The organism is Hydrogenophaga sp. L99, from assembly GCF_058731905.1.
In genome coordinates this window covers 3,919,367-3,939,925 of the sequence record NZ_CM178972.1, presented here as the reverse complement: position 1 = coordinate 3,939,925, position 20,559 = coordinate 3,919,367, and the positions used below count along the sequence as shown (strand labels likewise).

Below are 20,559 nucleotides of genomic sequence, written 5' to 3'. Positions count from 1 at the left end.
CGCCCGACAGGCGCCGTCAGGCCGGGACCATCACGAAGTCGGCCTTGCCCACGCCGCACTCCGGACAACGCCACCCGGCCGGCACATCGGCCCAGCGGGTACCGGGCGCAATGCCTTCTTCAGGCCAGCCCGCCGCTTCGTCGTACACCAGTCCGCAGACCACGCAGAGATAACAGTTCATGTCGTTTTCCTTTTCATTCATCGGCCAGGGCCAGGCGCTGCGGGTCCGCAACGCGGTCAGCGCGGACCGGTGCCGGTCTCGCTCCTGGAGCCCTTGTTGCTGCGGTCTTTGTCGTCCTGGTCCTTCGCCTTGGAGCGCTTCACCTGCCCGGTGATGCTGTCCACATCGAGTTCCACGCGCTGGCCTTCGCGGTTCGTGGCATAGACCTCGAACCCGTTGCGCTGGGCTTCGACCTTCTGGATGTTGCGATAGCCGGCAGCTTCCAGTTTGTCCAGGACTTGGGCGATCGTCAGCGGTTTGCCTTTTGGCGCTGCGTCCACGGCCGCGGCAGGCGGCTGCGAGGTTTGTGCCACGGCGGGCAGAAGCGTTGCAACACCGGTCGCGAGAACCGAAGCCACCACCAGAGAAGAAAGGATTTGAGACGTGCGCATGATGAAGACCTTTTTGAAGAAACACGGTTGAAATCGACCGTGTGGGCATTGTTGAAAAGTGGTGCTGAATTCGACCTGAACAGGCCGTTCAGCTGGCGTTCATGGAAGCGACAGACGCCACCCCGAAACCGGTCCTGACCTTGGCGGCGAGGTCGTCAATCGTCGTCGCGGTCGCGGTCTTCACCGTCGCCCGTGGCCATACCGCTGAGCGATTGGGTTGATACCAGCCCGTTGGGCGACTGCTGCCACTCCCAGGCGCCGTAGGCCAGCACCGCGATCAACAGCAGCGCGGCCAGCCAGACGCGGTTGTTTTGCACCAGATCCGGCCCGGGACCATCGACCCGGCCGTTCCACATGGGCGCCGCCTGGTTCTTGCGGCGCAGCAGGCTCAGCCCCGCGATCAGCGCCAGGTGGGCGAGCACCACGAACAGGAAGGCTTCGCCAAAGAACTCGTGCACCTCCTCCAGCCAGTCGCCGCCCAGCACGTCGCCCCAGTCGTTGTAGGTGCCGTATCCGCTGAGCGTGAGCGGTACCACCATGACCAGAAGGGCGAACACGGCCAGCGCCATGAGCAGGTTCTGCGCCTGCCGCCAGTTGATGGCCGACAGCGATGGAGCGCTGCGCACCGAGCGCAGCCAGGCCGGCAGACCGGTGAGCTTGCGCCACAGCAGGCCCAGTCCGGCCTGACGCGGGCCGAACAGGCCGTACAGCACGCGAAAAACCAGCAGCCCGGCCATGGTGTAGCCCAGCGTGACGTGCAGCAGGCGGAAGTGTTCGCCGTCCGCGGTGAGGTAGGCGCCCAGAAAGCTCAGGGCGAACAGCCCGTGGAACATGCGCGTGGGCGCATCGGTGACGAGGCGGCGGGGGGCGGACGCGCTGGACGCGGCCGGTGCAGCGGCGTTGCCGGGGGCGCTGTCGAGGGTGGGTGAGGCTTGCATGGTGGCGGCTCCTGAAGGGGTTGGGTGTCAGTCGTTCCAGGCGCGGCGCTGGCGCGCGTCAAGCCCGGCCGGGGCCTGCAGGGTGCGTTCGCTGTAGTCACCCTGGTCGGCGCCGGTGTGGCAGGCGGCGCAGTTGGCGGCGCTCTTGACGCTGGCCAGCTTCCAGACCGATGGCGCCACCTCGTCGTGCTCGCGCACGAACCAGGCCGAACGGGTGATGCGGTCTTCGGGCGGCGCCTCGGCCACCCGCTTGTAGGTGCCGGCGTTGGCCAGCAGCCAGCCGCTGATCTGCTGCACGGTGGCGGCGTCCAGCGACGCGTCGGTGCCGTAGTGCTTGTCCAGCCCGGTCATGATGCGTTGCCAGGAGCGAGCGGGCAGCATGCCCGGCGGATAGCCGGTGTGGCAGGCCGCGCATTCCTGGGTGTAGGCAGCGGGTACGTTGCGCAGCAGCACACGGCCACTGTCGGCCTGGGCGGCAGAGGCCAGGGACAGCCCGGCGGCCACGGCCAGCAGGCAGCGGAGGAAGGTGGAAGAAAGTGTCATGGGTTGCTCCAGGTGATTCAGATGAAAAGGACGGCGCTCACTTCAGGCTGTTCAGGTAGGCCAGCACATCGGCCTTCTCAACGGCGCTGCATTCGCGGCTGAGCACGTCGTTGCAATTGCGCTTGAACCACTTGTCGACCTTCGCTGTGTCGGTGAAGGCCTTGGCGTTGAAGGCGGGCGCCAGCGGCGGGATCACCTTGCCGGTGTTGGCGTGCTTGCCGCCTTTCGTGGGGGGCGTGCCGTGGCACGAGGCACACGACCATTCGCCGCCGTGTTTGGCATTGAAGAAGCTTTGGCCGCGTGCGGCGTTGCCGGGGCTGCCGGCCTGGGCGCTCCAATGCGCTTGCTGGGCGGCGGGTGTGGTGTCGGCGGCCTGGGCGATGCCAAGACCGCTGCCCATCAGGGTGGCGGCCAGCAGCAGCGAGGAGAGGGTGGGTTTCATGGCGGTCGGGCTCCGTGAACGGGGTGGTTGGACAGGGTTTCGGAAGGCGATGGAGTCAGTGTGGCCAGCGGCGCTTGAACGCCACCTGAAGCGCGCGTTCATCGGGCGTTCAGAATCGGGACACCACAATCCCGTCCATGCCCCCAGAGAGCCGTCCCTTCACGTTCCGCACCGCTGCATTTGCCCTGGTGCTGGCCGCGGCCATGGCCGCGACGGGTGCCCAGGGCAGCAGCGACCACGACCGTGCCCGCGACGCGGTGCAGGCCGGCCAGGTGCTGCCGCTCAAGACCGTGCTGGAGCGCCTGGAACGCGAACACCCCGGCCAGGTGCTGGAGGTGGAGCTGGAGCGGGACGACGGGCGCTGGATCTACGAGGTCAAGCTGCTGCAGCCGGGTGGCCAGCGGGTCAAGCTCAAGCTGGACGCGCGCACCGCCGAACTGATCCAGCGCAAAGACCGCCACCCCAAGCGCTGAGAGACTGACCCCATGCGGATCCTCCTGGTTGAAGACGAACCCACGCTGCGCGCGCAGTTGCGCACGGCGCTGGCCGCTGCGGGCTATGCGGTGGACGATGCCGACAACGGCCGGGACGCGCATTTTCTGGGCGACACCGAGGCGTTTGACGCCGTGGTGCTCGACTTGGGCCTGCCGGTGCTGGACGGCCTGAGCGTGCTCAAGCGCTGGCGCCAGAGTGGCCGCACCCTGCCGGTGTTGATACTGACGGCTCGCGACAACTGGAGCGAGAAGGTGGCTGGCATTGACGCAGGCGCCGACGACTACCTGACCAAACCCTTCCACATGGAAGAGCTGCTGGCGCGGCTGCGCGCGCTGATCCGCCGCGCCAACGGGCAGGCCTCACCGGTGCTGCAGTGCGGCGCGCTGGCGCTGGACACGCGCAGCGGCCGCGTCACGCTGAACGGCCAACCGGTGGCGCTCACCAGCCACGAACACAAGGTGCTGGACTACCTGATGCACCGGCCTGGCGCCGTGGTCTCGCGCACCGAACTCACCGAACACATTTACGCGCAGGACTACGACCGCGATTCCAACACCATCGAGGTGTTTGTGGGGCGCCTGCGCAAGAAGCTACCACCCGAGCTGATTGAAACCGTGCGCGGCATGGGCTACCGGCTCGCGCCACCAAGCGGTGTACCCAGCTAAGCTTGGTGCATGAACCTGTTTGGCCGCTGGGCGCTGTCGTGGCGCCATTCGTTGCGTTGGCGTTTGCTGGTGGCCACCCTGGCGGGTCTGGCGCTGGCGCTGCTGCTGGCGGGCATGGTGCTGAGCAGCCTGTTTCGGGCCCATGTGCTGAGCCAGTTTCAGACCACGCTGACGCAACAGCTCGATCAGCTGACCGCGCAGCTGGACATCGACGCGTCCGGCCAGCCCGCCATTGATGCGCGGGCGCTGTCCGATCCCCGTTGGCAAAAACCGTATTCCGGCCTGTATTGGCAGCTCGACCGGGTCAGCGCCGACGGACAGGCGCGCAGCGGCGTGCTGCGTTCGCGCTCGCTGTGGGACAGCAGCCTGGCGCTCAGCACCGATGCGCTGGCCGATGGCGCCGTGCATGCGCACGAAGGCACAGGCCCACAGGGCGCGCCGGTGCTGATACTGGAACGCACCGTGCGCCTGGGGGAACCCAGCGCAGCGCGCTGGCGCCTGATCGTGGCCGCCGACACGCAAGACAGCCTGCGGGCGGTGGCCGATTTCAAAGGGGTGCTCACGGCCTCGCTGCTGGTGCTGGGCACGCTGCTGGTGCTGGCAGCGCTGGCGCAGGTGGCGGTGGGGTTGTCGCCCTTGCGCGCGCTGCAAGACGCGCTGGGCCGGGTGCGTGAGGGCCAGGACGCGCGGCTCAGCGGCGCGTTCCTCGCCGAGGTGCAGCCGCTGATTGACGACTTCAACGGCGTGCTCGACCGCAACGCCGAGGTGGTGACCCGCGCCCGCACGCAGGCGGGCAACCTGGCCCATGCCATCAAGACACCGCTGGCGGTGCTGGGGCAGGCGGCGGCACAGTCGCTGCAAGTGCACCCCGAGCAGCCGCTGGCGCAGCTGGTGCAAGAGCAGGTGGACACCGCACGGCGCCAGGTGGACTGGCACCTGGCCCGCTCGCGCGCTGCGGCCAGCCACCGGCTGCCGGGCCAGCGCACGCCGGTGGCCCCGGTGGCACAGAGCCTGGTGCGGGTGATGCAGCGGGTGTATGCGGCGCGTGCCCTCGATATGGACAGCACCGAGCTGCCCGAGGCGCTGGCCTTTGCGGGCGAAGCGCAAGACCTGCAGGAGATGCTGGGCAACCTGCTGGACAACGCCTGCAAATGGGCGCGCAGCGCGGTGCGCGTGAGCGCCAGCGGCGCATTGGGCAGGCTGCACGTGTGCGTGGAAGACGACGGCCCCGGCATTGGCGAACAGGCCCGCACCACCGCGCTGCAGCGCGGCCTGCGGCTGGACGAAAGCGTGCCCGGTTCCGGCCTGGGACTGGCCATCGTGGACGAGCTGGCCCAGTTGTATGGCGGCCAGCTGAGCCTGGGCAAGTCGGCGCTGGGCGGGCTGCGGGCCGAGCTCAGCTTGCCCGCAACGGCGGCGTGAAGCCCTCGGCCTGGTGCGGCGCAGCACAAGGCGCAAACACATCCAGGGCGGGTTGGTAAGCTCGGGTGGCCACATCCATCAGACCCAGCACGGAATGAAACAGGTGGTCGTGTGACAAGGCCTGGTCGGCGCGCGCGCGCAGACAACCCGAACGCACCCCCGTGCGCTGCTGCAACCCGGGCGACATCCACGTCACCATGGGCACATGGGTTTGCTGCTGCGGCGCAAACGCGTAGGGCACGCCGTGCAGGTACAGGCCGTTTTCGCCCAGCGACTCGCCGTGGTCCGACAGGTAGATCAGCCCGGTGTCGTTGGTGCGAGCGGTCGCGCGTTGCTGCAGCCAGTTCAGGGTCTGGTCCAGAAAATGGTCGGTGTAGGCGATCGTGTTGTCGTAGGCGTTGGTCAACTGGTCGGGCGCGCAGTCCGAGAGTGTGTTGCTGGCGCATTCGGGCTGAAACGGCTTGCGGCTGGCCGGTGTGCGCTTGAAATACGCGGGGCCGTGGCTGCCCATTTGGTGCATCACCAGCACCACGCCGCGCGCGCGGCGCTGCGGGTCGAGCGCGGCGATGCGTTCGTCCAGTCCGTCGAGCATCGCGACGTCGTAGCACTCCCCGCCCTCGCACAGACCGGGCAGGTTCAGCTCGCGCGTGCTGGCACTGGGCACGCGGTCGCACACGCCTTTGCAGCCCGACTGGTTGTCGAGCCACAGCACGGCCAGGCCGGCACGCTGCAGCACGTCCAGCAGGTTTTCGTGTTCGGCGGTTTGGTCGCCACCGTGCGCGCGCGTGAGCGGCGAAAACAGGCAAGGCACAGACACCTGCGTGTTGGTGCCGCACGATTGCACCTGGCTGAAATTGACCAAGTCGCCCTGGGCCTGCCAGCGCGCCAGCGCGGGCGTGGTGGATCGGGCGTAACCGCTGAGGCCCCAGTTTTGCGCGCGCGCTGTTTCGCCCACCACCAGCACCAGCAGCGGGGGCCGAGCCTGCTGCGCGTAGCTGGCTCCCAAGTGGGCGTCTTCGCCCACCGGCTGCAGGGCTTTCACCTGGCGGGGCAACTGGTCAGCGGCCAAGCGCGTGGCGGCATAGACGCTGTTGAGCGGGTTGATCATGTAGCGCAGGTCTTTGTGGTTGCGCATGAGCGAGGCCAGGTTTTGGTAGGTGAGCAGTGCCACCAGCACGGCCACCAGCAAGCCCAGTGCCGCACCGCCGGCGTTGCGTCCGGTTTGCGCCAGCCAGTGGCGCGAGCGCAGGGGCCGGCGCCAGATCCACCACAGCGGCACACCGGCCACCAGCAGCACGGTGAACGGCAGCGCGGGCGACAACAGGTCGCGCACTTCACGCGCATCGGTCTGCACCACGTTGGCCAGCATGGTGGGGTCGATCACGGCACCGTACTGCAGCATGAAGTGGGTGTTGAAGGCCGTCACCAGCACCAGCACCGAGGCCAGCGGCCGGTAGGCAAAAGGCCAGACCATCAAGGACAGCAGCGCTGCCGTGGCGCCCCACACCAGCAGACCCAGACCGGCCAGCAACACAGCCGTTTGGCCCATCGACCCATCAAGCGCAGCCACCCGCTGCCACAAGGGCACGTTGCCCGCCAGAGCCAACCAGCATGCCAGCGGCCACACCGCGCGCCACGGGGTTTGGCCCATCGCCGCTGGGGTGCGACGCACAGCGCCAGCGACCCGCTGCGGCGCCCATACAACCGAAGGAAAGATCAACACACCAGCACCTCACAGGCCAGAACAGCCTGGCTGAGGCAGCTTAAAAACCCGGGATTAAACCGGCCTTAAGCCCAACCCCGGGGCAGCCAGCCAACCAGCTGCGTGGCGCAGCAGATTCAGCGCGGCCAGCGCAGCGTGAAGCGCGTGGTCATGGGGCTGTCGCCCTGGTCACGCAGAAATTCGGCGCCCAGTTGCTCGGCAATGCGCTCGACCAGTCGCAACCCCAAGCCCAAGCCGGCGGTGTCGGCCGACGCCACGGGCACTGCGGGTGGGGGCTGCGTTGCGTCGGCACCGCGCTGCCCGTCGTCGCTCACCGACAAGCCCACGGCCTGCGGCGTTTGCCACACCTGCACACACACCTGGGTGCCTGCCGGCGTGTGGCGCAAAGCGTTTTCCAGCAGGTTGCGCAGGGCCAGCTCCAGCAGCATGGGTTGGGCGTGCACCTGCACCGGTGCATCGGGCTGCACCAGCGAAAGCTCGTGTCCGGTTTCGTGGCCCATTTGTGCGTGGCGCGAGATCAGCTCGGCAGCCAGGGCGCCGAGTTCGATCGGTGCCGCCGCTTCGCCCGCAAGCCCAGCCACACCGGTGCGCTGTGCGCGGGCCAAGTCCAGCAGCTGCGCCAAAATGCGCCCCGCGCGCAGTGCCTCTTGCTCCAGAGCGGCCAGCTGTTCTGCCGACGCATCACCCTGCGCAGCCCGCGCCTGCAGCGCGATGGACGCCAGCGGCGTGCGCAGCTCATGGGCCACGTCGGACGCAAACGCGCGCTCGCGCTGCGCCCGCGTCTGCAAGGTGTCCACCAGTGTGTTGATGGCCTGCACGGTGCTGGAGAATTCGCGAAACCGGTGCTGGTCACCCAGCCGCTGGCCTGCAAACGCATCGAGTTCGGCCACTTCCCGAGACAGGCGGTCCAGCGGGCGCAAACCGCGCCGTATGGTCCACCACAAACCCAGCGCCACCAGCGGCAACACCAGCAGCGCCGGACGCGCCACATGCTTGGCCACATCACCGCCGAGGTCCACCCGCTGGTCCATGTTCATGAGCACCGCCACACGCCGGCGCGGTGCATGGGCTGGCGGGTCTGCGGCCTCTTCCACCACCATGCGCCAGGGGCCGCTGCCCATGGCCCCCTCGTACTGGCGCACCGAGGCCCCGGGCAGGGGGGCAGCGGTCAGCCCCAGGCCAGCGGCCAGGCGGTGCGTGTCGGTCACCACCCGGTCGCCCTGCCACTCGATCACCGCCAGGTCCTGCACATAACTGCGCAGACCCTGGCGCGCCAGCGGCTCGCTCAGCGCGCCCACTTCAGTGGGCGACACGGCCAGCCACAGCCGGGCCACACCCACCATGTGGCCGTCGCTCAGCTCTTCGGTTTCGTGGTGCCCGGTGTACCAGGCCGCCGCCATCAGCGTCAGCCAGACCAGTGTGAGCGCGCTCAGCGTCAAGCCCCAGAGGTGGCGCCACAGCAGCTTCTGGCGTGGGCGGGCAGCGGTCGCGGGCGTCATGGCGAGGGCGCTGGCGCATCGGCTTCGCGCGGAATGAAGTAGCCCACGCCCCGCACCGTCTTGATCAGCGATTCGCCGAGCTTGCGGCGCAGGTGGTGCACGTGCACTTCAATGGCGTTGCTGTCCAGCGCCTCACCAAAACCGTACAGCGCCGACTCCAGCCGCGATTTGGACAACACCTGCGGACGCGCCTGCAGCAGCGTGAGCAGCAGCGCAAACTCTTTGGCGCCCAGCGCCACCGGCACGCCGGCCCGCTGCACGGTGTGTTCGGCCGGGTCGAGCACCAGGTCGCCGTGTTCGATCACCGGCTTGCTGCGCCCACTGGCACGGCGCAGCATGGCACGCAGGCGCGCCAGCATTTCGTTGGCATCAAAAGGTTTGACGATGTAGTCGTCGGCACCGCCGTCCAGTCCGCTGATGCGGTCGCTCACGCCGTCGCGCGCGGTCATGATCAGCACCGGCATGTTGGCATGCGGCAAGTGCTCGCGCCCAGCGGGCCGCTCGGCCTGGCGGCGCAGCCGCACCAGCAGGTCCAGCCCGTCGCCATCGGGCAGGCCCAGGTCCAGCAGCATCACGTCAAACGGTTCCACCGACAACGCCGCCCAGGCCGCCTGCAAAGTGCCACACACGTCCACCGCGTAACCCGTGCGGCGCAGCGAGGCCGCCAGCCCGCTGGCAATACCGGGATCGTCTTCCACCACCAAAGCGCGCATGTCGGGAACAGGCCCAGGGCCCGCAAAAACAAAGAAGCCGATTATCCGGCGCCGTCTTAAGCGTGCCTTAACCCTGGCACCGCGCCGGCCGGGTGCGACAAGGGATAAGGCGCGCTTAATGTTCAGCGCCAACACTCGGGCTCTTTTTGACGGAGCAACCAGCGCCCGGCTGGGTTGCTGTGCCGCACATGCCCAAGTCTTCTGCCAACGCGCGCGCGCTCACTTCGCGCTTTCAAACCGACAGCCTCACCCTGCTCAAGCCGTTGCTGCTGCCCATGGCGGCCATGCTGGCGGTGCTGTGGCTGTCTCGGCTGGGGCTGGCGCTGTGGCAGTCCCAGCGCATCGACGACACCGCCGCCTGGTCCCATGTGGTGCTGCAAGGCCTGCGGTTTGACGGCGTGCTGCTGGGGCTGATGTGGGTGCTGCCCGCGACACTCACACCCTGGATGGCACTGGGCCAGGCCAGTTGGCGCCCCTGGCGGGCGGTCTTGCGTGTGTATGGACTGGTCGGCCTGGTGTTCGTGGCCTTCATGGAACTGTCCACCCCGGCCTTCATCGCGCAATACGACAGCCGCCCCAACTACCTGTTTGTGGAGTACCTGGGTTACGCCAAAGAAGTGGGCGGCACGCTGCTCAAAGACCATTGGCCCAACCTGCTGGCCACCGCCTTGCTGCTGCCCACGCTGACCGCGCTGTACTGGCGCCTGACCCACACCGGGCCAACCACCCAGTCGGTCCGCCTGCGCCATGCGCTGCCCTGGTCGCTGTTGCTGCTGGCACTGCTGGCGCTGAGCGCGCGCGGTGCGGTGGGGCACCGCCCGGCCAACCCCTCTTCAGCGGCGGTCACGGCCGACCACCTGGTGAACGAACTGCCGCTGAGCTCGGCCTACACGCTGCTGTTTGCGGTGCACCTGTCGCGCAAGTCTGAGGACGGCGGCATCACCTACGCCCGGCTGCCGCGCGAGCGGGTGATCGAGCTGGTGCGCCAGGAAACCGGCCTGCCTGCCCACGCATTTCAGCACCCCGAGGTGCCCCTGCGCCACCACCAGGTCAGCGCACACCCACGCCCGCGCCCCCTCAACCTGGTGATCGTGCTCGAAGAAAGTCTGGGTGCTGAATTTGTAGGGCGCCTGGGCGGCTTGCCGCTCACGCCCAACCTGGACCGCCTGGCGGATGAGGGCCTGTGGTTCGAGCAGCTCTACGCCACCGGCACCCGCTCGGTGCGGGGCATTGAGGCGGTGGTGGCAGGCTACCCGCCCACCTCAGCGGTCAGCACGGTGAAGCTGGCCAAGTCGCAACGCGACTTCTTCACGCTGGCCAGCTTCCTGAAAAACAAGGGCTACGAATCGACCTTCTTTTACGGCGGCGAGTCCCACTTCGACAACATGCGCGGCTTCTTCATGGGCAACGGGTTTGACCGCGTCATCGAGCAAAAAGACTTCGGCCCTGAAGCTTTCGTGGGCACCTGGGGCGCAGCAGACGGCGACGTGATGGACAAAGCCCACCGCCACTTCAGCGCGCAGCCCGCAGACAAGCCGTTTTTCGGTCTCATCTTCACCTCGTCCAACCACGCGCCATTCGAATTTCCGGACGGCCAAATCACGCTCTACGACCAGCCCAAGTCAACCGTGAACAACGCGGTGAAATACGCCGACCAAGCACTGGGCCGGTTCATCGAACAGGCCAAGGCCGCACCCTACTGGAACAACACGGTGTTCCTGATCGTGGCCGACCACAACTCCCGCGTCTACGGCCCGTCGCTGCTACCGGTAGAGCGCTTTCATATTCCCGGTTTGATCCTGGGTGGCACCATCAAAGCACCCCGCCGCATCGAGCCGGTGGCCAGCCAGATCGACCTGGCGCCCACCCTCATTTCCCTGATGGGATTGAGCGGTGAACACCCGCTGATCGGCCGCGATCTGAGCCTGCCTGCTGCGCCCAACGCACCCGGCCGGGCCATCATGCAGTTCGACAAAATCCAGGCCTACATGGAAGGCCCGCAGGTGGTGCTGCTGCAACCCGACCAGGCACCCCGCCTGATGCGCTACGCCAATGGGCGGCTGCAGCCCGATGCGGGCAGCAACCCGGCACTGCTGGAAAAAGCGGTGGCTCATGCGCTGTACGCCCAGATGGCCTACCGGGAACAACTGCACCGCTGAACCCTACCAGCCCAGCCCAATCTTCAGCGGCAAATACACCACCATGCCCGCCACGATGGTGCCCAGCACGCCGCGCTGCCAGGCAAACCAGCACAGCCCGGCCACCACCGCAAACAAGCGGGCGTCTTGCCAGGTCTGGATCAGCGCGCCCTGGGTCATCACAATTTCGGGCACCACCACCGCAGACAGCGCCGCGATGGGCGCGTACTGCAGGCCGCGTTGAGCCCAGCCGGGCAGCGTCCAGGGTTTGCTGGACATGAAGAAAAACCCGCGGGTGACCACGGTGATGACGCCGAGCGCCAGGATGGTGAGCAGGGTCCAGGGATCGACATCAAACATGGCTGGCTCCCCCCGGTGGGTGGCTCCGGGGCATTTTTTCCAGCACCAGACAGATGGCCACGGCGCTGGCAATGGCCACCAGAATGTTGAGCTTGAGCGGCAAGGCAAAAGCGACCACCGCCGCCGCGCCCGCCACGCCCGCCGACACCATGCGCAGCTTGGAACTGGCCAGCGAGCTCAGCACACCCAACAGAGCCAGAATGCCCGCAAAGCCCAGGCCCCACTCGGTGGGAATGGCGTTGGCCAGCGCAATGCCCACCAGGCTGGCCATCATCCAGGCGATGTAGTTCACCGCGCAATTGCCCATGAGGTAAGCCTGTTGGCGGGCCAGCTCGTCCGGCGTGTGGCCCGGCTTGGGGAAGCGGCGGGCAAAAAACACGTAGCTCAGGTCACCGGTGACGTAGCCCGACACCATGCGCTGCCAGCGCGGCAGGTGCATCATGTAAGGCCGCAGGTGGGCTGAAAACACCACAAACCGCAGGTTGACGCAAAACGCAGCGGCCAGAATCACCCACAGCGGCGCGCCTGCCGCGATCATGGGCACGGCAGCCAGCTGCGCGCTGCCGGCGTAGACGATCAGCGTCATCAACACCGCCTCCAGCACCGACAAACCCGACTTGACCATGGCGACGCCGGTCATCAGGCCCCAGGCGGCAATGCCCATGGCCACGGTGGCCTGGTCGCGCACGCCTTCCCAAAATTCCGCTTGTCGGCGGTGTTCAGCCAGAAAGAACATCAGGCAGCAGCTTTCTGCGCCGGCGCGCTGTCCAGCACCTGACCCGGCGCGATCACAAAGCCACGCAGAAAGTCGGCGACGGGCAAGCGCTTGCCGCCGGCGCGCTGCAGCTCGGTGAGCACCAGCACGCCATCACCCGTCTGCACCCGAATGCCGTCGGCCGCCACAGCAAGCACCACCCCGGGCAAAGCCCCGGGTTGGGCGGCATCAGAGGGTTCGGCATCGGCCATCCACACCTTGACCGCTTCGCCCGCCAGCGCCGTGGCAGCGCCTGGAAAGGGGTTGAACGCACGCACCCGCCGGGCGATCACAGCGGCGGGCAACCGCCAGTTGATGGCGGCCTCGGTCTTGTCGATTTTGTGGGCGTAGGTCACGCCTTCAGGAGGCTGCTTCACCGGCTTGAGGCCTCCGCAGGCCGCCAGCTCCAGGGCCTCCACCATCAGCCGCCCGCCCAAGGTGGCCACGCGGTCATGCAGCTGCCCGGTGGTGTCGGTGGTGGCGATCGGCAGGCGCTCCACCAGCAGCATGTCGCCGGTATCCAGCCCGGCGTCCATCTGCATGATGGTGACGCCGCTTTGCACGTCACCGGCCTCGATGGCGCGGTGAATGGGCGCAGCACCCCGCCAGCGCGGCAACAGCGACGCATGGATGTTGAAGCACCCCAGACGCGGCGCGTCGAGCACCCACTGCGGCAAGATCAGCCCGTAGGCCGCCACAACCATGGCATCGGCCTGGGCTGCGGCAATCGTGTCTCGTGCAGCGGCAGCTTCGTCGGGGTATTTGCCGTCCAGCCGCAGGCTGTGCGGCTGCGCTACCGGTATCTGGTGGTCCAGCGCAAACTGCTTCACCGGCGAGGCCTGCAGCTTCATGCCGCGGCCTGCTGGCCGGTCCGGCTGGGTCAGCACCAGGGCGACGTCAAAACCGGCGGCGTGCAAGCGCTCCAGTGCCACGCGGGCAAATTCGGGCGTGCCCGCAAAGATGATTTTCATGGGTCTTATTTGAACAAAATTCCCCGCGCCTCACGCGCGGGATAAGGCCGGTCTACCGCTCAGCCTCTCAGTGGTCCAGGTCCGCGGAATCGTCGGGCAGGGGTTCATCGGTGAACATCAGCCGCCGCACCACGCCCGCCGGGTCCAGGTGCACGTGCGCCTGGCGCGACCAACCGTTTTCCAGGAACCGATAGGTCCAGATGTCGCCATCGAAAAGGGCCACCCGCTCCACCAGGGCCGGTGGCCCGAACTGTTGCTGTACCTCGCGTCGCGTCCAGGTGTCGATGCCGATGCGGTGAAACCAGGCCAGGTCCATCACCTGGTCCACCTGGCGCAAGCGGCCGTCGGCATCCAGCGTCAGGTTGTACACCTGCTGCCCGGCCGGCTGGCGCGAATACTGGAGCTGCGTGCCGTCAGCCAGCGCAACCACCGCCGTGGGCTGGCCGAGGCGGGTTTCAATGTCGCTTCGCGGCGTGCCTTGCGCCAAGCGCTCCGGCATGCCTGTGCACCCGGCCAGCGCCAGCAACCCGGCCCACACCCAAGCGCGAGGACCCCACCGCAAGCCGGGTTTCACGAACGCATCGCCTCGCGCTGGGCTTTCGCCAGTTTGGACTTGATGCGCCCTTGCTTGAGCGAAGACAGGTATTCCACAAACACCTTGCCCATCAGGTGGTCCATTTCGTGCTGAATGCACACCGCCAGCATGCCCTCGGCCTCAATCACCCGGGCTTTGCCCTCTGCGTCCAGCGCGCGCACGCGAACCGCCAGCGAACGCTCAACGCCGTCGTAAATCCCCGGCACCGACAAGCAGCCCTCTTCGCCCTTGCGCTTTTCCGGGCTGGCCCATTCAATTTCAGGGTTGATCAACACCATGGGCTGGTTGCGCTCTTCGCTGACGTCGATCACCACCAGGCGCTCATGCACATTCACCTGCGTGGCCGCCAGGCCAATGCCGCTGGCGTCGTACATGGTGGAAAACATGCGGTCAATCAGGCCGCGGATACGGTCGTCCACCGCGGCCACCGGGCGGGCCACGGTGTGCAGGCGGGGGTCCGGGTAACACAAAATTTCGAGCAGGGTGGACGTGTTCATGGTCAGAGTAGCCACAGAAGAATCAAATAAGTGGGGGCAGCCCGACGGTCCTAAAGAGGCGCCGCAGTGACAAGCTTGCCCGTTTGTCGCTATTTTCGCCACTTTTGTCCACGGCTGTGGTTGCGCCTCCCCGTATACATTGCCTAATCAATGGCTTGGGCGCAAAATCAAATGCAAATTGTCAAGAAAAAGCTGCGCTGCAATCCCGCCTCTGACCGCTGCGGTCTGGGGTTCCCGAAACCAGCCATGCCTGCCCCAGGGGCCCCTACATGCCATTGAAGACCTGCAAGTCCACCGCTTCTTTCCCGCTGCGTCCGCTGGCTTGCGCCGGCGCATTGCTTGCTGTGCTAGCAGCCGGCAACGCCAGCGCACAAAACTTCCCCATCACCGCTGAACAGCGCGCCACGGCGGGCCAAGTGGCGCAGGCCGGCGTTGCGTTGTCAGAACTGGCGCCCAACGCACCCGACAGCTACACCGTGAAACGCGGCGACACGCTGTGGGCCATTTCCGGCCTGTTCCTGAAAAGCCCGTGGCGCTGGCCCGAGCTGTGGGGCATGAACCTGCAAGACATTCGCAACCCGCACCTGATCTTTCCCGGCCAGGTGCTTTACCTGGACAAATCCAACGGCCGCGCCCGCCTGAGCACCCGCCCACCGGGCGCCAGTGGCGGCGACCCAGACACCGTGCGCGTTTCACCGCGCACCCGCTTTGAGAGCCTCGGCGACTCCGGCATCCCGCCCATTTCCCTGCAAGCCATTGAAGCGTTTCTGACCGAACCGATGATCGTGGACGAAGCCACCTTTGCGCGCGCGCCGCGCATTGTGGCCACGCAGGAAACCCGCGTGCTGCTCAGCCGCGGTGACCGTGCCTACGCTCGTGGTCAGTACAGCTCGGGCGCAGCCGGTGAGGCGCTCACCGACAGCCCGGGCAAGTCCCGCGATTTCCGCGTGTTCCGCAATGCCGTGCCACTGAAAGATCCCACCACCGGTGAGATCCTGGGCTTCGAAGCGCAGTACGTCGGCAAGGCGCTGCTGGAACGCGGCGAAAGCACCCGCGAGGTCACCGACGCCAAGGGCAAAGTACAAACCGAACTGGTGCCCGCCACCATCGACATCGTGGTGGCCAAAGAAGAAATGCGTGTGGGAGACCGTCTGCTGCCGGAGCCGCCCCGCGAACTGCCGAATTACGTGCCCAGTGCGCCCACCAGCGCCCAAGCGGGGCAAATCGTTTCGGTGTACGGCAACGCCGTGACCTTTGCAGCTCAAAATCAGGTCGTGGCCATCAACCGGGGTACAGCCCACGGCCTGGAGCGCGGCCACGTGCTGGCGCTGCAGCGCGAGAGCCACCTTGTGACCGACAAAACCGACGACGCACGTCCTCAGATGCGTCTGCCCGGTGAGCGCAACGGCTTGATGATGGTGTTCCGCACTTTTGACAAAGTGTCTTACGCACTGGTGCTGCAAATCACCGACGGTGTCAAAGTCGGCGACCGTTTCACCAACCCCTGATCGCAGCCGCTGCATTTGCCCATGGCCAGCGACGAACTTGCCAGCTGGCTCCGGTTGCTGCTCACGCCCGGCGTGGGCAACGAGTCCGCCCGCAAATTACTGGCCACTTTTGGCCTGCCTGAAGACGTTTTCAGGCAAAGCCCGCCCGCACTGAGGGCGGTCGTGGGTCCCAAACCGGCGCTGGCCCTGCTGAGCCCCCCGGTCGACCTGGACGCATCGGTGGACCGCCTGGTGTCCTGGCTGGCCGCGGCGCCTGACCGACACGTGCTCACCTTGGGCGACGCCCGCTTTCCCCCCGAGCTGCTGCAAATGGCCGACCCACCATTGATGCTCTATGTGATGGGGCAGCTGGAGGCGCTGCATCACCCGCGCAGGCTGGCCATCGTGGGCAGCCGCAACCCCACCCCGCAAGGTGAAGCCAATGCCCGGCAATTCGCCCGTGCGCTTGGCGAGGCCGGCGTGTGCGTGGTGTCGGGGCTGGCACTGGGCATTGACGGCGCAGCCCACGAAGGCTCGCTTGACGCAGATGCTCCCACCATCGCGGTGGTGGGCACCGGCCTGGACCGCGTGTACCCCAAACGCCATCTGTCACTGGCCCACCGCATCGTGGTGCGCGGCGCCATCGTGAGCGAATACGCCCTGGGCACACCGCCACTGCCCGCCAACTTCCCCCAGCGCAACCGCATCATCGCCGGGCTGTCGCAGGGCACGCTGGTGGTGGAAGCTGCGGTGCAGTCGGGCTCACTGATCACCGCGCGGCTGGCGGCCGAACAGGGCCGTGACGTGTTCGCCATTCCAGGCTCCATCCATGCGCCGCAGTCCCGGGGCTGCCACGCCCTGATACGCCAGGGCGCCAAGTTGGTGGAGTCGGCTCAAGACATTCTGGAAGACCTGCGTATCACGGTTGCACCGGCGGGCGCGAGCGCAGACCGGGGTTCAGCAGACGCAGCCACAGACCAACCCACAGAGCCCGACCCCCTGCTCGACGCCATGGGCTTCGACCCCGTGAGCCTCGATGCCCTGCAAGCACGCACGGGCCTGGACACCGCCACCCTGCAGGCGCGTTTGCTGGAGCTGGAACTCGATGGCCGGGTGAGCCGCATGCCCGGTGGCCTGCTGCAACGACTCGGCCAAGGCTGATCAAGATCGGGCCACAACTGGGGCATCCCGGACGAAGGGCCCCACCAGGGATGCGGTGTAACCGGCTCACCGTGCCACTCGCAGGCCCCCTTCAAGGGGCGCGCGCGCAGCGTGGCGGGGGTCAGCCCAAAAGTCGTTCGGGGTTGGCGTCGAGCTTGGCCAGCGCGTCGCGCGTGGCGCGCACGGTCAGCGCTTCCTCTTCGCTCGGCACCAGCAAGCCGGCCTGCAAGTAGGACGCCACGCGGTTGGCCTGGATCAGGAAGCACCGCCCCGTGTTGGACACAAACATGTAGAGCTGGCCGCGGTCGCTGCGCCAGGCAAACTGCACGCTGTTGAGCTTTCCGTTGTGGTCCAGACCAAACCACGAACCAATCTGTAGCTCCACAGCCCAGGCGCGCATGGCCTCGTTGGGCTGGCTGCCGCCTTGGTTGATCACCTCGATGTTGCTGGCGTCCACGCCCGTGATCATCTCGATGCTGTCGTTGTCCAGGTCCAGATCGCCCACACCGCTCTCCGGCAGGTAGTCTTCCAGATGGGCCAGGCGCTCTGACAAATTGTCCAGGCTCTCTTGCGATATCGCTTCGGTGCGCGACATGAAGGCATCGGCCAGCGTGTCGCTGACCGACTTGATGTGCTGGTCTTGCATGCCTGGCGGGTAGCCCAGCAAACCCATGCCCTGGCGCAAGCGCTGCAGCAAGCCCGGCAACTGCTGGATCACCCGCGCACGGTCGTTGCGGTTGGGCTTGGCGCTGGCCGCCCACAGCAAATCCGACGCGACCTGCTTCAGCGAGCCGGTTTCCTCGTGCTTCAGCCCGTACTTGACGCTGGCCACCGCCAGCACATCGACCCAGACTTTGAACAGAAAATCGCGCACCTCGTCGCGCACAGGCATGTCGTTGAGCAGCTTGCGCAGCTCGATGGTGTACTGAACCGACAGCGTTTCCTTCTGCTCAACTTGCTGCGCCACCGTCACAAACCGGCTGGCGCTGCCCTGTTCGCTGAGGTAGGTCGACAAAAATTTCTGGAATTCGTCAAACACCAGCTGAAACACGCGCCGGCCGGTCTCGGGGTATTGCTCGATCACCTGCACCACGCGCTTGATTTCAGCTTCCAGTGCGGCCGAACTCACGTTGGACTCGAAGCCCAGCACGCAGGAACCCATGCGGTCAATCAGGCGCCGCGCTGGGTGCTGCAAGGCACTGAAAAACTCGGGCTCGGCCAGCGCAACCCGCAACACCGGGATCTGCAGCCGGGCGAACCACACCCGAACGCTGGGCGGAATGCGCTCCTCGGCCAGAATGCTCTGAAACATCAGGGCCACCACCTCGATCGTGGCCTTCTCGGTCGGCGTGGAAGCGGCCTGTTTGAGTTCAGCCGTGCGCTCGCGCAACGCGGAGGCGGCCCGGTCGACGTGCGAGGCGTCGACATACACCACCCCGGCACCCGACCCACCAGACAGAGAAAATCCGGCATCGGTACGAACCACCGCCATCGATTGCTGCATGGCTTGCTGCAGCGCCGGCGAGGGCGGCAACAATTGCGTGGCTTCAAAGTCACCGCCGACCTTCTCCATCAGCATGCGCTTGAGACGACCGACCACACCCTGAGCGCGCATGCGCGCACGGGCCAGCGGCGTCGAGCTGGTCAAAAGCCGGGTTTCGTCGTTCACACCCATGACCGATGACGCCATGCCACCGTGGCCCTGCCCAAAGCCAGCTCGCGAACCACCGGCAGACCCACCCTCGGAGCCGCCCGAACCCGAACCCGAACCTGTGCCCGTGCCTGAACCTGTGCCTGAACTTGTCTGACCTGGTTTGAGATCGGCAGCCCGGCCCGTCTGGGTGCCTGGCGTGCGCTTGACCAAAGCCTGCAGGTCAATTTCCTTCATGACGCCGCTGGACACCAGAAACTCATTGGCGGCTTTGTAAGCCCCCAGCATTTTGTTGGCCAGCACGGGCGCCAAAGCATCCTGGATCAGTGGCCAGGCTTCACGGGGAATTTGTGCATCCAGCCATTGATCGACCAAGATGCGCGCCATCACGTCAGGCAGCAACACGTCACCCCGCGGCAGCTCTTGGCGCTTTTCCAGGTGCTGTACGCGCAAGCGCAATTCATTGAGTTCGGTGGAGGCCGCGTCGAGCACCCGCATGGCCAGGCGAGACGCCATGATCTGGTCGTCGATAGCGCCCTCGGCCACCAGTTCGAGCCGGCCGGGCATGCTCAAGGTGCTGTTGCCGCTGGTGGAGAAACGGGGCAGCAGGGTGCGCTGCAAGGCTTTGCGGCTCTGGTTGAGCCACGTGGTCTGGTTTTTCTGAAAGGCGGTCCATGCATCTCGGCGTATCTGCATGTCACGCGCTGGCCCAGCCTGGTCCAGGATGGCTGTCAACCGCGTGTCGCACGCCTTGATCAACTCGGGAAGCGCACGACCCACGTGAACCACGAAGAGTTCACGCGCCTGTTTGGCCAGAGAGGAAACGTGCTGATCGGGTGACGCCACAATGGACTCAGTATGACACGAAAGAACCTGATTTTAGGGATACCCGGGCCGGTACCCGATGCCATCAGCCCTGATATTTGGCTTCACACCATAGCGCCGGCGTTCGGGTCGTCTGGGTCGCCTTCTTCTTTCTTGGTGCCACCTTTGATCAGGTCTTCGCGCTTGATGCCCAGCCACATCGCAATGGCCGCTGCGACGAAAACCGATGAGTAGATACCAAACAGGATACCGATCGTCAAGGCCAGCGCAAAATAATGCAAGGTCGGACCACCAAACAACAGCATCGACAGCACCATGATCTGGGTCGAGCCGTGGGTGATGATGGTGCGGCTGATGGTGGACGTGATCGCGTTGTCAATGATCTCGGGCGTGGTCTTCTTGCGGTAACGGCGAAAGCTCTCGCGAATCCGGTCAAAAATCACCACGGATTCGTTCACCGAGTAGCCCAGCACCGCCAGCACCGCCGCCAGCACCGCCAGCGAAAACTCCCACTGGAAGAAGGCGAAAAAGCCCAGGATGATGATCACATCGTGCAGGTTGGCGATGATCGCCGAGACCGCGTACTTCCATTCGAAGCGCATCGCCAAGTAAATCATGATGCCGACGATCACGAAGCCCAGGGCTTTCAGGCCGTCCTCGACCAGTTCGCGTCCCACCTGCGGGCCCACAAACTCGGTGCGGCGCAGCTCCACCGCCGGGTTTTGCGCTTTCAGCGCGGCCAGCACCGCCTCGCTCTGCTGGCCCGAGCTTTTGCCCGCCTGCACCGGCAGGCGCAGCAACACGTCGCGCGAGGTGCCGAAGTTCTGCACCGGCACATCGGCGTAGCCCAGCGACTCGACCACCTGGCGCACGGCAGACAGGTCGGCCGGTTGCTCGTAGGCCACTTCCATGACCGTGCCCCCCGTGAACTCGACCGACAGGGCGAGCCCGCGTGTGACCAGGAAGAACACGGCGGCAGCGAAAGTGATGGCGGAGATCGCGTTCAGCACGATGGCGTGCTTCATGAACGGGATGTCACGGCGGATGCGGAAGAGTTCCATGTGCGCT

At 66.4% G+C, this 20,559-nt stretch carries 20 protein-coding genes and 1 pseudogene; 6 read left to right on the top strand and 15 right to left on the bottom strand.

Going from position 1 to position 20,559, the window contains the following annotated elements; all coding sequences use genetic code 11:
- Nucleotides 1–16: 16 nt before the first annotated feature.
- From AC4QBL_RS18865 to AC4QBL_RS18845, 5 genes and pseudogenes are all read right to left on the bottom strand, one after another.
- Nucleotides 17–166: pseudogene (locus tag AC4QBL_RS18865) on the bottom strand (rubredoxin); the annotation flags it as partial.
- 71 nt (nucleotides 167–237) lie between these two features.
- Complete coding sequence (locus tag AC4QBL_RS18860; protein WP_472900419.1) at nucleotides 238–612, bottom strand: PepSY domain-containing protein; 375 nt, start codon at nucleotides 610–612, stop codon at nucleotides 238–240.
- 155 nt (nucleotides 613–767) lie between these two features.
- Nucleotides 768–1,550 carry a cytochrome b/b6 domain-containing protein gene (locus tag AC4QBL_RS18855; RefSeq protein WP_472900420.1) on the bottom strand — a complete coding sequence of 261 codons (783 nt, stop codon included), beginning with the start codon at nucleotides 1,548–1,550 and terminating at the stop codon, nucleotides 768–770.
- Nucleotides 1,551–1,577: 27 nt separating this feature from the next.
- Nucleotides 1,578–2,093, bottom strand: coding sequence for a diheme cytochrome c (locus AC4QBL_RS18850; RefSeq protein WP_472900421.1), 516 nt, complete (start codon nucleotides 2,091–2,093; stop codon nucleotides 1,578–1,580).
- 37 nt (nucleotides 2,094–2,130) lie between these two features.
- Entirely contained in the window at nucleotides 2,131–2,535 is a 405-nt protein-coding gene (locus tag AC4QBL_RS18845; protein ID WP_472900422.1) for a DUF1924 domain-containing protein, read from the bottom strand.
- A 137-nt stretch (nucleotides 2,536–2,672) separates the two neighbouring features.
- On the opposite strand from AC4QBL_RS18845, the gene AC4QBL_RS18840 reads away from it, so the two are divergent.
- From AC4QBL_RS18840 to AC4QBL_RS18830, 3 genes are read left to right on the top strand one after another with little or no spacing between them, the layout of a single operon-like run.
- Nucleotides 2,673–3,008, top strand: a complete 336-nt coding sequence (locus AC4QBL_RS18840) for a PepSY domain-containing protein (RefSeq protein ID WP_472900423.1) — start codon at nucleotides 2,673–2,675, stop codon at nucleotides 3,006–3,008.
- Nucleotides 3,009–3,020: 12 nt separating this feature from the next.
- Complete coding sequence (locus AC4QBL_RS18835; protein ID WP_472907709.1) at nucleotides 3,021–3,695, top strand: response regulator transcription factor; 675 nt, start codon at nucleotides 3,021–3,023, stop codon at nucleotides 3,693–3,695.
- A gap of 9 nt (nucleotides 3,696–3,704) precedes the next feature.
- Nucleotides 3,705–5,117, top strand: coding sequence for an ATP-binding protein (locus AC4QBL_RS18830; RefSeq protein WP_472907710.1), 1,413 nt, complete (start codon nucleotides 3,705–3,707; stop codon nucleotides 5,115–5,117).
- Here AC4QBL_RS18830 and AC4QBL_RS18825 read toward each other — a convergent pair.
- The 3 genes from AC4QBL_RS18825 to AC4QBL_RS18815 form a co-directional block, all read right to left on the bottom strand.
- Entirely contained in the window at nucleotides 5,092–6,768 is a 1,677-nt protein-coding gene (locus AC4QBL_RS18825; RefSeq protein ID WP_472907711.1) for a phosphoethanolamine transferase, read from the bottom strand. The two genes, AC4QBL_RS18830 and AC4QBL_RS18825, sit on opposite strands and share 26 nt — an antisense overlap.
- A 188-nt stretch (nucleotides 6,769–6,956) precedes the next feature.
- Complete coding sequence (locus AC4QBL_RS18820) at nucleotides 6,957–8,339, bottom strand: sensor histidine kinase (protein ID WP_472907712.1); 1,383 nt, start codon at nucleotides 8,337–8,339, stop codon at nucleotides 6,957–6,959.
- On the bottom strand, nucleotides 8,336–9,052 hold the full coding sequence (locus tag AC4QBL_RS18815; RefSeq protein ID WP_472907713.1) for a response regulator: 717 nt from the start codon (nucleotides 9,050–9,052) through the stop codon (nucleotides 8,336–8,338). The genes AC4QBL_RS18820 and AC4QBL_RS18815 overlap by 4 nt, the downstream gene beginning before the upstream one ends.
- A 188-nt stretch (nucleotides 9,053–9,240) precedes the next feature.
- Between AC4QBL_RS18815 and AC4QBL_RS18810 the strand changes: the two genes are divergently transcribed.
- Nucleotides 9,241–11,211, top strand: coding sequence for an LTA synthase family protein (locus AC4QBL_RS18810; RefSeq protein ID WP_472907714.1), 1,971 nt, complete (start codon nucleotides 9,241–9,243; stop codon nucleotides 11,209–11,211).
- Between the two features lie 3 nt (nucleotides 11,212–11,214).
- Here AC4QBL_RS18810 and AC4QBL_RS18805 read toward each other — a convergent pair whose 3' ends face one another.
- From AC4QBL_RS18805 to def, 5 genes are all read right to left on the bottom strand, one after another.
- Entirely contained in the window at nucleotides 11,215–11,550 is a 336-nt protein-coding gene (locus AC4QBL_RS18805; RefSeq protein ID WP_472907715.1) for an AzlD domain-containing protein, read from the bottom strand.
- Nucleotides 11,543–12,286, bottom strand: coding sequence for an AzlC family ABC transporter permease (locus AC4QBL_RS18800; protein WP_472900432.1), 744 nt, complete (start codon nucleotides 12,284–12,286; stop codon nucleotides 11,543–11,545). Before AC4QBL_RS18800 ends, AC4QBL_RS18805 begins: the two co-directional genes overlap by 8 nt.
- Entirely contained in the window at nucleotides 12,286–13,275 is a 990-nt protein-coding gene (fmt, locus tag AC4QBL_RS18795) for a methionyl-tRNA formyltransferase (RefSeq protein ID WP_472907716.1), read from the bottom strand. The genes AC4QBL_RS18800 and fmt overlap by 1 nt, the downstream gene beginning before the upstream one ends.
- 67 nt (nucleotides 13,276–13,342) lie before the next feature.
- Nucleotides 13,343–13,774 (bottom strand): hypothetical protein, encoded by a 432-nt coding sequence (locus AC4QBL_RS18790; protein ID WP_472907717.1) that lies wholly within the window; start codon nucleotides 13,772–13,774, stop codon nucleotides 13,343–13,345.
- A 71-nt stretch (nucleotides 13,775–13,845) separates the two neighbouring features.
- Nucleotides 13,846–14,367: a peptide deformylase gene (def, locus tag AC4QBL_RS18785; RefSeq protein ID WP_472907718.1), complete on the bottom strand. Its 522-nt coding sequence runs from the start codon at nucleotides 14,365–14,367 to the stop codon at nucleotides 13,846–13,848.
- Between the two features lie 269 nt (nucleotides 14,368–14,636).
- On the opposite strand from def, the gene AC4QBL_RS18780 reads away from it, so the two are divergent.
- Nucleotides 14,637–15,875, top strand: a complete 1,239-nt coding sequence (locus AC4QBL_RS18780; protein ID WP_472907719.1) for a LysM peptidoglycan-binding domain-containing protein — start codon at nucleotides 14,637–14,639, stop codon at nucleotides 15,873–15,875.
- 21 nt (nucleotides 15,876–15,896) lie between these two features.
- Nucleotides 15,897–17,015 carry a DNA-processing protein DprA gene (gene dprA, locus AC4QBL_RS18775; RefSeq protein WP_472907720.1) on the top strand — a complete coding sequence of 373 codons (1,119 nt, stop codon included), beginning with the start codon at nucleotides 15,897–15,899 and terminating at the stop codon, nucleotides 17,013–17,015.
- A 121-nt stretch (nucleotides 17,016–17,136) separates the two neighbouring features.
- On the opposite strand, the gene AC4QBL_RS18770 is transcribed toward dprA, so the two are convergent.
- A complete protein-coding gene (locus tag AC4QBL_RS18770) occupies nucleotides 17,137–19,512 on the bottom strand; it encodes a DUF1631 family protein (RefSeq protein ID WP_472907721.1) in 2,376 nt (791 codons plus the stop codon).
- 83 nt (nucleotides 19,513–19,595) lie between these two features.
- Complete coding sequence (secF, locus tag AC4QBL_RS18765; RefSeq protein ID WP_472907722.1) at nucleotides 19,596–20,552, bottom strand: protein translocase subunit SecF; 957 nt, start codon at nucleotides 20,550–20,552, stop codon at nucleotides 19,596–19,598.
- Nucleotides 20,553–20,559 lie beyond the last annotated feature (7 nt).